The following is a 13281-nucleotide window of genomic DNA, read 5'->3' as shown; positions in this document are numbered from 1 at the left end:
CCATGGTCAAGCTCAACGTCATCTATACCAAGACCGGCGACGACGGCACCACCGGCCTGGTGCGGGGTCCGCGCCGGCCCAAATATGATCTGCGGGTGGAAGCCTATGGCACGGTGGATGAGGCCAATGCCTGCCTCGGCCAGGCCCGTCTGCATTCGTCCGGCATGCCGCGCATCGACATGCTGCTCAGCCGCATCCAGAACGATCTGTTCGATGTCGGCTCGGACCTGGCGACGCCTGGCGCCGATGATCCGGCCGCCGAGTATCCGTCGCTGCGGGTCCGGGCCGTTCAGACCGCAGCTCTCGAGGCCGCTATCGATCAATACAACGCCAGCCTGGAGCCGCTGACCAGTTTCGTGCTGCCGGGCGGCTCGCCGCTGGCGGCAACGCTGCATCTGGCGCGCACCGTTACCCGTCGGGCCGAACGCATCACCGTCGAACTGGCGGCCGCTGAGCCCGATACCAATCCCGAAGCCATCCGCTATCTCAATCGCCTGTCGGACCTGTTGTTCGTGCTCTCGCGGGTGGCCAATGGAAATGGCAGCCGTGACGTGCTCTGGGTACCCGGCGGCAATGGCGATCAGCGCAAACGCGACGGATAGTCTGGTCGGACGCGCCTCAGGCGGCGCGGGGCGGCGCCGGATGGTCCAGCGCCATCTGCGCCCTGTCGAGCGCCAATACGATCTCTTCGGCGGCCGGATCGAGCCAATCGTCGGCGAACACCACGCGGTTGCGGCCGGCGTGCTTGGCAGCGTAGAGCGCCGCATCAGCCTGGGCGAACAGCTCCGCGGACGATGTATCGCCCTTGGCCAGGGCGACGCCAAAGCTGGCGCTGATGTGGATTGATTGCCCCTCCCAGCCGATGGCCATTCCGTCAATGGCCTGGCGCAGGCGCTCGGCCACCTGCTGGGTTACAGCCAGAGAGGTGTCGGGCAGCAGCACCGCCAGCTCCTCGCCGCCCAGCCGCGACAGCAGATCGCGGGTGCGCAGGCTGGCGCGCAGTGTGCGTGACACCTGCTGCAACACATGGTCACCCGCCGCATGGCCAAAGGTGTCGTTGACGGTCTTGAAGTGATCGAGATCGATGATGACCAATGCGGCCAGCTGATCGGGATGACGCAGGCCCTTGATGCCACGTTCAAAGGCGCGACGGTTGGGCAGTGCGGTCAGGGAATCGGTGAGCGCGCTGGTCTTCCACTCCTGCTCGCGCAGAATCTGCGCCAGCTCGCGCTCGACAAACAGGCCCAGCACCACCGCGCCCAGCACTGATGCCATCACCACATAGGGGCCAACCTGGGTCAGCAGCGACCAGACGCTGGCATAGCCCATGATCGCGCCGGTGAGCACATAACAGGACACCACCAGCCCCAGCACCAACAGGTGCCGCGCCTTTACGGCGGTTTTCGGTCGCAGGCCATAGCGCCAGCCCAGGCCCAGCAGAGCCGCTGCGACCATGCCAATAGCGCCCGGCAGCGCGCCCGAGCCGCCCAGCCACACGCGATAGGCCCCGCCCATGAGCACGGCCACCAGGGCGGCCGGCCAGCCGCCGAAGGCGGCAGCAAAACCAATGACAATGCCGCGCGGATCCACCATCACGCCGCCGCCGATATGGGTGGGCGCCATGATCGCGGCGACAGCGCCCAGGCCAAAGACCAACCCCTGGACCACCGAGCGCACACCGCGTGGCCAGTCCTGCCGTTCAACAACGCCGAACAGGATTGCCATCAGCGCCAGAACGCCGGTGCCCTGCATGATGGCGATGAACATATCCTGCAAGATCATGGGGCTAGGGTCCGACCTCTCGTCTATGCCCACATCACCCGACAAACGTAAGGGATCAGTGAAAAAGCCACGGCAAGCGCGATTGGATTGGTTCAGGCTTAGCTATGGATTAACGCTGCCAGTGCCGGCGCGACGCAGTGGGTGGTATTTCCATCAAACTGTCACAGGGGCGGAAGGCTTTGTTTACGGCTGACCCTTAGCCTCGGAAAATGGACATCAAGCAACAAGGAGGTCCGACATGAATGCCGACCTCTCCACGCAGATGCTGGCCATGAACACCATGAAGACGCAGAACAGCGTCCAGATCGCGGTGTTCAAAAAGGCCAATGAGATGCAGAACGAACTGCTGACCACGCTGACGCAGGCCGCGCTGTCGCCGCCCCTGCCCGGACAGGGCACCCAGGTGGACAAGCGCGCCTGACCCTTAAAGGGAGCGCATCAATGAGCAACGCCCTGGGCATCAGCCCGGCCGTGATGATCAACCGCATCGTCACGCGCAACGCCACCCCACTGGCGGCCCACTTGGGCAAGGTGGCCGAACTGCGCATGAAGCTGGAAAATGCCCGCGCCGCCGAACAGGCACAGGCAGAACTGCTCAACCCTGCTGAGCCGGCCGCCAAGCCCGCCATGGTGACCGGCGCCGACGTCGACCGCCTGGTCTAGCTCTCAGGACTTCAGATCGCTTAGCGCCTGCACGACCGCTTCACCATCGGGCGTATTCCACTCCGCCGGGCCCTGTAGCACGGCCAGTTCGCAGCCATTTTTGTCCAGGATCAGCGTCGCCGGCAGACCAACGGCCACCGCCTGCTGCTTGAGCCGTTCGAAAGCGGAAAAACTGCTGTCGGCGTAGAGCGGCAAATGGGCGAATGTGTTCTCGTCCAGGAAGGCCTTGGCCTTGTCCAGACCGCCGGCGCCATTGTCCAGATTGATCGGCAGCACCATGAAATCATCGGAATTGTACTTGGCGGCCAGCGCATCGAGCGCCGGCATTTCCGCCCGGCAGGGCACGCACCAACTGGCCCAGAAATTGACCAGCAGCGCCTTGCCCTTGAAATCGGCAATGGTCATCGGCTTGCCGGCTGCGTCGGTGAAGCCCAGCGTGGCATAGCCGCGCCCTTCGCCGGTGCCGTTGAGCGCCGCCAGCTCGCCCACCGCTGCCGCATCGATCGCGGCTGCGGCCGCTGGTTGCGCGACGCATTCGCCGGCCTGTCCGGCATTGCCGAGCCAGACCCACGTCGCTATAGCTACGCCCAATCCCGCCACCCCCAGAGTGACCAGCAGCCGCCTGCGGCCGGACGGTCGGGGGGCTGGCGCTTGCGTTTCGGTCATAACAGTTCTCCGAGGTAGTCGATGAGCAACAAGATGTGGGGCGGCCGGTTCGCCACGGGCCCCGATGCCATCATGGAAGAAATCAACGCCTCGATCGGGTTCGACCAGCGCCTGTTCCGCCAGGATATTGCCGGATCGATCGCCCATGCCACAATGCTTGCCGAGACAGGCATTCTGACGCATGCCGACCGCGACAGCATCCTGGCCGGTCTAAACGAGGTGCTCGCCGAAATCGAGGGTGGCACCTTCACGTTCTCGCGGGCACTGGAAGACATTCACATGAATGTCGAAAGCCGGCTGCGCGAGAAGATCGGCGACGCCGCCGGGCGCCTGCATACCGCGCGCTCGCGCAATGACCAGGTCGCCACCGACTTCAAGCTCTATGTCCGCGACACCATCGACACGCTGATCATCCAGGTGACGACGCTGCAGCTGGCCCTGGCCAACAAGGCCGAGGACGAAGCTGCCACCATCATGCCCGGCTTCACCCATCTGCAGAGCGCCCAGCCGGTGACCTTTGGCCACCATCTGCTGGCCTATGTCGAAATGCTCGGCCGCGACGCCGGCCGCCTCGCCGATGCCCGCAAGCGGCTCAATGAAAGCCCGCTCGGCTCGGCGGCCCTCGCCGGCACGCCCTACCCCATCGACCGCCACATGACGGCCGAAAAGCTGGGCTTTGACCGCCCGACCGCCAATTCGCTCGACGCGGTCTCCGATCGCGACTTCATCATCGAGACCGTTGCTGCTGCCGCCATCTGCGCCATGCACCTCTCCCGCTTTGCAGAGGAAATGGTGATCTGGAGCTCGGCCCAGTTCGGCTTTGTGCGCCTCTCCGACAAGTTCACCACCGGCTCCTCCATCATGCCGCAGAAGCGCAATCCGGACGCCGCCGAACTGGTGCGCGCCAAGATCGGCCGCATCCTGGGCGCCCTCACCAGCCTGATCGTGGTGATGAAGGGCCTGCCGCTGGCCTATTCCAAGGACATGCAGGAGGACAAGGAAGTGGCCTTCGACGCGCTCGATGCGCTGTCGCTGTCGCTGGCCGCCATGACCGGCATGGTGGGCGACATGGTGCCCAATCGCGAGCGCATGCGCGTGTCGGCCGCTGCCGGCTTTTCCACCGCCACCGACATTGCCGACTGGCTGGTGCGCGAGCTTAACATCCCCTTCCGCGATGCCCATCACATCACCGGCCAGATCGTGGCCCTGGCCGAGCAGAAGAACTGCGGCCTGGAGGGCCTGACCATCGAGGACTTCAAGTTCATCGACCAGCGCATCGATAGCCGCATCCACAAGGTGCTGACCGTGGAAGCCTCGGTGGCCGCCCGCCAGAGCTATGGCGGCACCGCCCCGGCCAGTGTGCTGACCCAGGCGGCGCGCTGGAAGACCCTGCTCACCGGCCAGCAACATGATCCCCGTCCGCTGCCCGCCAAAAAGCATGGCGGCCATGGTGACGGCGGGGTTGCGTAGCCGCCAGCGCCATCTAGTCTAGGCGCACAAGTGATTTGGATCGGACCGGATGGCGGGTATTCCCCGGCAGATGCGACTGACGGAACGCCATGTGGGCTATGTGCAGCCCACGGGCGTGTCCACCGACATGCCCGCCCCGCCCGAGGGCATGTGGACGGCCTCCGAGGCTGAACACCAGGCCATCATCGAGCAGCTCTTGGGGCCGGACCGGGCCGACCGCGAAGTCTGGATCTTTGCCTATGGCTCGCTGATCTGGCGACCGGCGTGCGATTTCGTCGAGAGCCGCAATGGGCTGGTGCATGGCTGGCACCGCGCCTTTTGCCTGGGCTGGAACAATCGCTTCCGCGGCTCGGACGAAAACCCCGGCCTGATGCTGGCGCTTGATCGCGGCGGCGCCTGCAAGGGCGTGCTCTATCGCCTGCCGCCCGACCGCATCGATACCTGCATGATGGCGCTGCTGCAGCGCGAAATGGCCTGGCTGCCCTCGGCCTTTCCGCCACGCTGGGTCAATGCCCGCTCGGGCGATCGCACTATCCGGGCGCTGACCTTCTGCATCGATCGCCATTCGGGGCGCTATGTGTCCGGCCTCACCGACCAGGCGATTGCCGAAGTGCTGGCCAAGGCGGTGGGCGCGCGCGGCTCGATGGCCGAATATCTCTTTGCCACCGTGCAGCACCTGGAGGCCATGGGCATCCATGATCCCCATCTGTGGCAGCTGCAGGCCCTGGTCGCAGACCATATCGAAGCCGCTTATGAGCCGGATCGATAAGTCTTGCTTTCGTTTTGCGCGCCGCTGCACTAGGGAGTTATCCCGCAAACTTCCACCATCGCGGTGTCATTCCGGCGCAGGCCGGAATCCATCCTGATATGCTGCCAATCCGCCGATCTCAGGATGCTCGCCGGCCGTCGCCGGAGCGACATTGGGAGTGGTGAACACTGTTGAGGACGATGAGCTTGGTCCACCATTTTCAGCATCGCGACGGCACGCTCTATGCCGAGGACGTCAATCTCAACGCCCTGGCCGAAAAGGTAGGCACGCCGTTCTACGTCTATTCCAGCGCCACGCTGCGTCGCCATGTGCGGGTGGTGAAGGCAGCGTTTGAGGGCATTCCGACGCTTTTGGCCTATGCCATGAAGGCCAATTCCAACCAGGCCGTGCTCAAGCTGATGGCCTCTGAAGGCGCCGGCGCCGATGTGGTCTCGCTCGGCGAGCTCGAACGCGCCCTGGCCGCCAGCATTGCGCCCGACATGATCGTCTTTTCCGGCGTCGCCAAGACCATTGCCGAGATGCGCCGTGGCCTGAGCGTGGGCATCAAGTGCTTCAACGTCGAGAGCGAACCCGAGCTGGAGCGCCTCTCCATGGTGGCCGCCGAGATGGGCGCCACCGCCCGCGTCTCGGTGCGCATCAACCCCGATGTCGACGCCAAGACCCATGCCAAGATTTCGACCGGCAAGGCCGAGAACAAGTTCGGCATCGCCTATGGCCGCGCCCGCGCCGTCTACCAGCGCATTGCCGAGCTGCCCAATCTGGTGGCCGTGGGCGTGGACATGCATATCGGCAGCCAGATTACCGACCTCAGCCCCTTTGGCGACGCCTTTGACCTGTTGGCGAGCCTAGTCGATGACCTGCGCGCCGATGGCCATGACATCCGCCATGTCGATGTGGGTGGTGGCCTGGGCATTCCCTATCACCTCGAGGAAGACGCCCCGCCGCTGCCCGAGGCCTATGCCAGGGTGGTGCGCGACAAGATTGGCCGGCTCGGCTGCACGCTGGTGATCGAACCGGGGCGCCTCTTGGTGGGCAATGCCGGCATCATGGTCACCAAGGTGGAATATGTGAAGGAAGGCGGCACCAATTTCGTCATCGTCGATGCGGCGATGAACGATCTGATCCGCCCCACGCTTTACGAGGCCCACCACGATGTGGTGCCGGTCAACCACTCCAACCTGCCGCCCATCACGGCCGATATCGTCGGCCCGGTCTGCGAAACCGGCGACTATCTGGCCAAGGCGCGCACCATGCCCGGCGTCAAGGAAGGCGATCTGCTCGCCATCATGAGCGCCGGCGCCTATGGGGCAGTGATGGCCTCAACCTATAATTCGCGGGCCCTAATTCCCGAGGTGCTGGTGGACGGCGACCGTTTCCATGTCATCCGCCCGCGCAAGTCGCTCGATGAGCTGATCGCGCTCGACAGCGTGCCCGACTGGGTCTGACGCCGACCTATTGCGGCTCGCGATGCTGCCGGGCGAGGGACACCACCTCGACCGGCTTGCCCGCCAGGGCATCGTCGATCTTGGTGAGCAGGTCCGCCAGGGTGAACGGCTTGACGATGACGTCATAGATCAGCGCATCGAGCCCATGCGCCCGTTCGCGCTGATCGGCAAAGCCGGTCATCAGCACGATGATGATATGCGGATACTTGGCCGCCACGTCGAGCGCCAGGGCAATGCCGTCCATGATGGGCATCTTGATGTCGCTCAGCAGCAGATCGAACCGCCCCTGCTCGGCATCGGCGGTTTCGGCCGCCAGTCCGCCATCCTCCTCGGCGACCACCTCATGGCCCTTCATGGTCAGCGCACTGACCACAAAGGCGCGTACGGAGGGATCGTCTTCGGCAACAAGTATGCGGGCCATCAATGATGCTCCGGTGTAGCAGGTTCGGGTGTCGCCGCGCCGTGACCGGCAGCGGCATCGGAAGTCGGTTCGCCATGGGCGTCGCCAGCCGGCGCAGCGTGATCGGCGGCGGCCGGTTCTGTCGCGCCATGGGCATCGGTTGCACCATGGGCTTCCGCGGCTGGGGCTTCGGCGCCAGGGGCAGCATGTCCGTCGGCCGCGGGCGCAGCATGACCTTCAGTCGCCGCTGCCCCATGGGCATCGGCCGGTGCAGCCTCGCCGCCGTGCGCGTCGCCGGTTTCGGCGGCAGCGCCATGGGCGTCGCCGGTTTCAGCAGTGGCGCCATGGGCATCTGCGGCACCATGCGCATCTCCCGCCGCACCATGGTCCTCAGCGGCAGCCTCTGCACCAGCAACAGCCGGCAGCGCCGACTCGGCAAAAGCCAGGCGGATGCGCACGGCGCCGGCCGGCGGCTGCGACAATTGGGTGTCCAGCGTCGCCCGCTCACCCGCCATCAGATCATGCACCAGGGGATCAACACTCCACTGGTAGACCGTGGCGCCATGCTCATCGAGCAGCGTCACCACCACCGAGGGCACGGGCGCCGGGCTGGCCCGCAACCCGACAATCTGCGCTGAGACGATCAGCATTTCCTTGCCATTGCGCGTGGTGCGCAGCGTGCTGAGGCCGGTGAAATCAAGCCCCACCACATTCACGCCCAGCCCAATCCTGTCATAGACGGCGGCCATGGACGGGAACTGCTGCACGATCTGCACACGCCCGAAATAGGCGCCGGCGGCGGTGCCAGCCAGGGCCAGCACGGCCAGAACCCGCGCGATACGCCGCAACCGCGCCACCGGCAGTTCGGACATCATCGAGCTCTGGCGGCGGGAAAAATTCTTCTGGCGCCGGCGCACTTCGGCCGGGTCCATCTTGCCGGCCACGCGGCCCGCTGCCGCGGCCTTGTCGGCCTTGGCAGACTTCTTTCCGGCGCGCTTGAGGAGATCGGCGGCCCTTTCCTCGGTGGCCATGGCCTCATCGAGGCCGTCTTCGGCGATCACCTCTTCGGCCTTGCGCACTTCGGGCGCCGGCGGCGGCTCATCCTTGGGCAGCGGCGACTGTTGCCAGGCCTCCTGGCAATGGGCGCACTGCACCTTGCGGCCGGTGGCACCAATGGCCTCGTAGGTCACCTGATACTTGGTCTGGCAATGTGGGCAACTGATGATCATGGGGCCAGACGATGCTTGCGAACGCGACTACAGCGCCCGCCAGTCTAGAGCCAGGGTGTTAAGACTCCTCAAACCCAGGTCGCGGCAGCACAATCCACCACATTTGTGCCGCTTTCATCCCGCCTAGGACGGTGCATGCCGCTTCGTTGCGCACACGCTGCTATGCTGCGGCCGATCCCTGATTCGCAGGGCCATTCCGAACCTTGGGGAGCCGGCAGTCTTGATCGAATTTTCCGATGTAGGATTGCGCTATGGCAATGGTCCTGAGGTGCTGCACGACCTGACCTTCAAGGTCGAGCCGGGGTCCTTCCACTTCCTCACCGGCCCCTCGGGCGCCGGCAAGACCAGCCTGCTGCGGCTGCTGCTGCTGTCACTCAAGCCGTCACGCGGCCGGGTGACCATGTTTGGCGAGGATGTGAGCCATCTCAGCCAGGATCGCCTGCTGCAGATGCGCCGCCATATCGGCATTGTCTTTCAGGAATTCCGCCTGCTCGACCATCTGACCACCTTCGAGAATGTGGCGCTGCCGCTGCGCGTGCTCGGCCAACCCGAGGCCGAATATCGCCCCAATGTCACCGAACTGCTCGAATGGGTCGGCCTGGGCGAGCGCATGAATGCGCCACCGTCGCTGCTGTCGGGCGGCGAAAAGCAGCGTGCCGCCATTGCCCGCGCCGTCATCGCCCGGCCCAAGGTGCTGCTGGCCGACGAACCCACCGGCAATGTCGATCCGGAACTCTCCAGCCGCCTCGTGCATCTGTTTGCCGAGCTCAACCGCACGCTGGGCATGACCATAATCCTCGCCACGCATGAATTGCCGCTGCTCGACAAGTTCAGCTATCCGCGCATGCTGCTGAACAAGGGGGAACTGACGATCCATGATTGAGCGTCTGTTGTCCCTGCTGCCGCGTCGCGGAGGCGCTGCCCCCATTGTCCCGGAAAAGAGCGTCGCCGGCCGCACCCTGCTGCTGATGATCACCATCATGGGCTTTCTCTCGGCGGTAACGCTGGGCGGCGTGGTGCTGGTGCAGAAATCGGCCATCGCCTGGTCGTCCGATGTCGGCCGCGAGGTCACCATCCAGATCCGGCCGGTGTCCGGCGAAGTCATGGACTCCAATCTGCGCACCGCCGTCTCGCTGGCCGAAGCCACGCCGGGCGTTGCCAGCGCGCGGGCCCTGACCGTCGAGGAAAGCCAGAAGCTGCTTGAGCCCTGGCTGGGCGCCGGACTTGACCTGTCGGCCATCGAAATCCCCCGCCTTGTGGTGGTGCAGCTGGCCGATCCGGTCGATGCCGATATCGAGGGGCTGCAGCGCAATCTCGCTGCCATCAAGGGCGCCAGCCTGGACACCCATGCCGCCTGGCGGCAGCAGCTCAACACCATGGCCGGCACCATCGTGCTCTCGGGCCTGCTGGTGCTGGTGCTGATCGGCGCGGCCACCGTGCTGGCCATTATCTTTGCCACCCGCGGCGCCATGGCGACCAACCGCGAAATCGTCGACGTGCTGCACTATATCGGCGCCTCCAACAGCTTCATTGCCGGCGAGTTCCAGGGGCGGTTTCTCTCCATCGGCCTGCAAGGCGGCCTGTTGGGTACGGCGGCCGCGCTGGCCTTCTTCCTTTTGGTTGGCACCGCGGCGGGCAATATGCTGCCCAGCGAAGCGGGGGCCCAGATCGGCGTGCTGTTCGGGCGCTTTGCGCTGGGGCTCGACGGCCTTTTGATGATCGTGGCCGTCATTCCGGTGATTGCGGCGCTGACGGCCGTCACCTCGCGCCAGACCGTCCGCCGCTACCTCAGCCAGACATCCTGACGCGCTACGGCCTCGCCAAGCCGCAATTTGCCCGCTATGACGCTGCCACGGCATCAGGCCGAGGGAGACTCTTTGTGGCGGTGTTTCAGGCAATTCGTACGGCCGTGTTCTATGTGCTGTTCATCGGCCAGACCGCCATCATCGCCATTATTCTAGGGATTATCGCGCTGGTCACCGGCCGGACCCGGGTGAGCTGGGCCATGGCCGTCTATTGGTGCAGCTCGAACCTGGCCTATCTGCGCGCTCTGACCGGTGTGAAGACGCTGGTCACCGGCGCCGAGAACATCCCCGAGGGCGGCTGCATCATTGCCGCCAAGCACCAGAGCGACTGGGATGTGTTTGCCATTTTCCCCTATACCGGCCGCCCTGCCTATATCGTCAAGAAGGAGCTGATGCGCATTCCCTTCTTCGGCTGGGCCGCACGCTCGCTGGACTGTATCGAGGTCGACCGCAAGAAGGGCGCTGAGGCCATTCCCTCCATGATGCGCCAGGCCCATGCCGCCGTCGAACGCGGCTGCCGCATTGTCATCTTCCCCGAAGGCACCCGCCGCGCGCCGCTGGCGCCGCCCGACTACCGCCAGGGCATTGCCCGCCTCTATGCCGAGCTCAAGGTGCCCGTGGTGCCGGTTGCGCTCAATTCCGGTCTGTTCTGGGGCCGCAACAGTGCCATCATCTGGCCCGGCACGGCCGAGGCAAAGTTCCTGCCGGCGATCGAGGCGGGCCTTGCGCCCGACGTCTTCATGGACCGACTCAAAAAAGCCATTGAGTCGGATTCCGATGCCCTCATTCTCAAGGCTGACGAACAGGGGCTTTCCCGCCCGGTCGGACCCGAACTGCGCAGCAAGCTCGATGCGCTCCGGCAAGCGACCCAGGGAAGGCCATAACCACTATATATTGACCAAAAACACGAACAGCCCCATAGATGTAGTTGTCACTCGTTAGGCGAGTTGACACCACGTGCATTTTGTTCTATTTTTGTTCTAATGCGATGAGCGCTGTGGGGATAGCGTGTGATGGTTGGAATCGAGAACAAGGTCGTCAGCCATGCCTTCGGGCGACACAGCCATTGGCAGGGTCGCTCCGGCCGTGCCTATGACCTGGTGAGCGAGAATGTCGACAAATTCGCCATGGGCGACGCCGACCTTTATGTCATCGCCAAGGGCAGCCATGTCATGTGGGTGGGCTCGACCAGCGAGCTGGTGGGCGATCCGCTGAGCCGCTCCCGCTTCCGCCTGGCGCTTGATTGCGCTGACCGCGTCTTCCGCCTGCTGACGCCGGGCGCCGCTGCAGAACGTCTGTCCACCATCTGGGATCTCGAAGGCGCCGCGCCGATGGCCGACGCCCAGGCCGCCTGAACACAGGTCAGGCTGCGGCAGTGGTCTCAGCCAGCAGCAGATCGACCAGCGCCGTCAACTGCCGGTCGCGGATCCCCAGCTCGGACAGATGCCGCGCCGTATTGACCACATAATCAATATTGGGGCCCGAAAGGCCCACCCCGGCCCGCACCATGGCCAATTGCTGCTCAAGGCTCAGCTTGCCGGCGAACTGGGCATGGCGCTCATCGACCACAAAGGTCAGCGCCGTCACCACGCCGCCGCCGCGCAAATGCACCGGGCGCATCACATCGCGATAAACCGCCGTCACCTGCTCACGGGCTTCGAGATAGGCGCGCACATCGCTCCAATCGCTGTCGGCCACCTCGAACGCCATGCCGCGACAGGCGCCGCCCCGCGTCAGTCCGAACACCAGACCCGGCCGCTCCGGCGTGCCGCGGTGGTGATGCGACACAATCGACAGGCTGCGATGGGCACCGCGCAACAGGCCCTGCTCGGCCCGGAGATGGGCAAAGCCCGGATTCCAGATCAGGGAACCATAGCCAAATACCCAATGGGTGGGCGGAGCCGTCAATGTGTCGTGTGTTGTCATGTCCTGGCCCAAAATCTAGGCAAGCCTTGGCGCCAAGGCAATTGCCATGACTGGATATGCGCCCTGCTCGATGCAGACCACCCGCTTTTGCCGGGCTTAACCCAGCCGATAGCGCTTTGCCGCCGCCCCGGCTAAGAGTTTGCACCATGAAAAAACGAATCATCATTCTGGGCGGCGTGGTCATCGCCGTCATCCTGGCCTGGTCCACCGCCTGGTTTGTGCTCTCCGGCATGGTGCGCCAGCAGATCCTGGCGCAGGCCGAGGCCGATGGCATCACCAGCCCAAGGATCACCTGCGGCACGCTCAACGTCAGCGGCTTCCCGTTCCGCTTTGACGCCGACTGCCAAGACGCTGAGATCATCTCCGGCGATCTGGCGCTCACCGTGCCCGGCATCCGCGCCAGCATCCGCGTCTATGCGCCCACCCATCTCTTGGCTTCGGCCAAGGGCCCGCTGCAACTGGTCGACAGCTTCACCGGCACGCGCAATGCCGTCGCCTGGTCGACGCTGGAAGTCAGCATTCGCCTCCAGGACTGGCGCATCGCCCGGGCTTCGGTGTCGGGCAAGGATCTGGTCTGGTCGGACACGCTGCTGGGCGACACCACCATCGCCACCGCGCCGCTGATGGAAGCGCATCTGTTCGACATTCCCGAGCGCCACGACGCCGACCGGCACCTGGCCGGGCTCGCCGGCTATGTGCTGGCCAAGGATCTGGCCTATCCCGGCCTGACCCTGAGCCAGACCAATGCTGAAATTCAGCTCGAACTGGCCGGCCTGCCCGATGATGTGCGCAATTGGGGCGCGCCGGACATGCTGGCCAATATGCAGGCGGCAGGCAGCACGCTCGATATCGTGGGCATCCATGGCACCGACGCCGATTCGGTGCTCGATGCCACCGGCTCGCTCAAGCTTGATGCCCAGGCCCAGCTCGAGGGCCAGATCACCATCACCTCGACCGGCGTGGCCGAACGCATTGGGCCGCTGCTCGAAGAGCCCCTGCGCACCCTTGTGCTGGGCGCGCCCGGCGCTGACGGCAGCTACTCCAACCAGCTGAACTTCCGCAATGGCGGCATTTTCTCGGGCCTCGTGCCGATCGCCGCGATCGGCCCGCTGTTCTAGCCAGCGAC

Annotated in this window: 16 protein-coding genes; 11 read left to right on the top strand and 5 right to left on the bottom strand. The window is 64.9% G+C overall.

All coding sequences use genetic code 11. The features are described 5' to 3' along the window. Window positions 1-2: 2 nt before the first annotated feature. The gene (locus E8M79_RS04715) at window positions 3-602 is read left to right on the top strand and encodes a cob(I)yrinic acid a,c-diamide adenosyltransferase (RefSeq protein ID WP_137150754.1); all 600 of its coding nucleotides are present in this window, start codon (window positions 3-5) and stop codon (window positions 600-602) included. A gap of 16 nt (window positions 603-618) precedes the next feature. Here E8M79_RS04715 and E8M79_RS04710 read toward each other — a convergent pair whose 3' ends face one another. Continuing rightward, the gene (locus tag E8M79_RS04710) at window positions 619-1782 is read right to left on the bottom strand and encodes a sensor domain-containing diguanylate cyclase (protein ID WP_137150753.1); all 1164 of its coding nucleotides are present in this window, start codon (window positions 1780-1782) and stop codon (window positions 619-621) included. A gap of 238 nt (window positions 1783-2020) precedes the next feature. Between E8M79_RS04710 and E8M79_RS04705 the strand changes: the two genes are divergently transcribed. Next, the gene (locus tag E8M79_RS04705) at window positions 2021-2203 is read left to right on the top strand and encodes a putative motility protein (RefSeq protein WP_137150752.1); all 183 of its coding nucleotides are present in this window, start codon (window positions 2021-2023) and stop codon (window positions 2201-2203) included. A 20-nt stretch (window positions 2204-2223) separates the two neighbouring features. Next, the gene (locus tag E8M79_RS04700; protein ID WP_137150751.1) at window positions 2224-2445 is read left to right on the top strand and encodes a hypothetical protein; all 222 of its coding nucleotides are present in this window, start codon (window positions 2224-2226) and stop codon (window positions 2443-2445) included. A gap of 3 nt (window positions 2446-2448) precedes the next feature. Here E8M79_RS04700 and E8M79_RS04695 read toward each other — a convergent pair whose 3' ends face one another. Continuing rightward, complete coding sequence (locus E8M79_RS04695) at window positions 2449-3111, bottom strand: TlpA disulfide reductase family protein (protein WP_137150750.1); 663 nt, start codon at window positions 3109-3111, stop codon at window positions 2449-2451. 21 nt (window positions 3112-3132) lie between these two features. Between E8M79_RS04695 and argH the strand changes: the two genes are divergently transcribed. From argH to lysA, 3 genes are all read left to right on the top strand, one after another. Continuing rightward, window positions 3133-4581 carry an argininosuccinate lyase gene (argH, locus tag E8M79_RS04690; RefSeq protein ID WP_137150749.1) on the top strand — a complete coding sequence of 483 codons (1449 nt, stop codon included), beginning with the start codon at window positions 3133-3135 and terminating at the stop codon, window positions 4579-4581. A gap of 49 nt (window positions 4582-4630) precedes the next feature. Then, window positions 4631-5350, top strand: coding sequence for a gamma-glutamylcyclotransferase (locus E8M79_RS04685; protein WP_137150748.1), 720 nt, complete (start codon window positions 4631-4633; stop codon window positions 5348-5350). A gap of 179 nt (window positions 5351-5529) precedes the next feature. Next, window positions 5530-6795: a diaminopimelate decarboxylase gene (gene lysA, locus E8M79_RS04680; RefSeq protein ID WP_137150747.1), complete on the top strand. Its 1266-nt coding sequence runs from the start codon at window positions 5530-5532 to the stop codon at window positions 6793-6795. A 7-nt stretch (window positions 6796-6802) separates the two neighbouring features. On the opposite strand, the gene E8M79_RS04675 is transcribed toward lysA, so the two are convergent. Both E8M79_RS04675 and E8M79_RS04670 read right to left on the bottom strand, forming a co-directional pair. Next, a complete protein-coding gene (locus E8M79_RS04675; RefSeq protein ID WP_137150746.1) occupies window positions 6803-7216 on the bottom strand; it encodes a response regulator in 414 nt (137 codons plus the stop codon). Then, complete coding sequence (locus E8M79_RS04670; RefSeq protein WP_137150880.1) at window positions 7216-8424, bottom strand: zinc-ribbon domain-containing protein; 1209 nt, start codon at window positions 8422-8424, stop codon at window positions 7216-7218. The genes E8M79_RS04675 and E8M79_RS04670 overlap by 1 nt, the downstream gene beginning before the upstream one ends. A gap of 220 nt (window positions 8425-8644) precedes the next feature. On the opposite strand from E8M79_RS04670, the gene ftsE reads away from it, so the two are divergent. The 4 genes from ftsE (at window position 8645) to E8M79_RS04650 (ending at window position 11584) form a co-directional block, all read left to right on the top strand. Continuing rightward, the gene (gene ftsE / locus E8M79_RS04665; RefSeq protein WP_137150745.1) at window positions 8645-9307 is read left to right on the top strand and encodes a cell division ATP-binding protein FtsE; all 663 of its coding nucleotides are present in this window, start codon (window positions 8645-8647) and stop codon (window positions 9305-9307) included. Then, window positions 9300-10229 (top strand): ABC transporter permease, encoded by a 930-nt coding sequence (locus E8M79_RS04660; protein WP_137150744.1) that lies wholly within the window; start codon window positions 9300-9302, stop codon window positions 10227-10229. The genes ftsE and E8M79_RS04660 overlap by 8 nt, the downstream gene beginning before the upstream one ends. Window positions 10230-10303: 74 nt before the next feature. Continuing rightward, window positions 10304-11113, top strand: a complete 810-nt coding sequence (locus tag E8M79_RS04655) for a lysophospholipid acyltransferase family protein (protein WP_137150743.1) — start codon at window positions 10304-10306, stop codon at window positions 11111-11113. Window positions 11114-11242: 129 nt separating this feature from the next. Next, window positions 11243-11584, top strand: a complete 342-nt coding sequence (locus E8M79_RS04650; RefSeq protein WP_137150742.1) for a hypothetical protein — start codon at window positions 11243-11245, stop codon at window positions 11582-11584. 7 nt (window positions 11585-11591) lie between these two features. Here the strand turns inward: E8M79_RS04650 and E8M79_RS04645 are convergent, their stop codons facing one another. Further along, the gene (locus E8M79_RS04645; protein ID WP_137150741.1) at window positions 11592-12155 is read right to left on the bottom strand and encodes a gamma-glutamylcyclotransferase; all 564 of its coding nucleotides are present in this window, start codon (window positions 12153-12155) and stop codon (window positions 11592-11594) included. A 146-nt stretch (window positions 12156-12301) separates the two neighbouring features. On the opposite strand from E8M79_RS04645, the gene E8M79_RS04640 reads away from it, so the two are divergent. After that, entirely contained in the window at window positions 12302-13273 is a 972-nt protein-coding gene (locus E8M79_RS04640) for a DUF2125 domain-containing protein (protein ID WP_171015704.1), read from the top strand. The last annotated feature ends 8 nt before the right edge of the window (window positions 13274-13281 follow it).

This window comes from Devosia sp. FKR38 (assembly GCF_005222805.1).
Taxonomy (GTDB): domain Bacteria; phylum Pseudomonadota; class Alphaproteobacteria; order Rhizobiales; family Devosiaceae; genus Devosia.
Note: the sequence above shows the minus strand (reverse complement) of the source record. Positions and strands in the feature narration are given on the sequence as shown.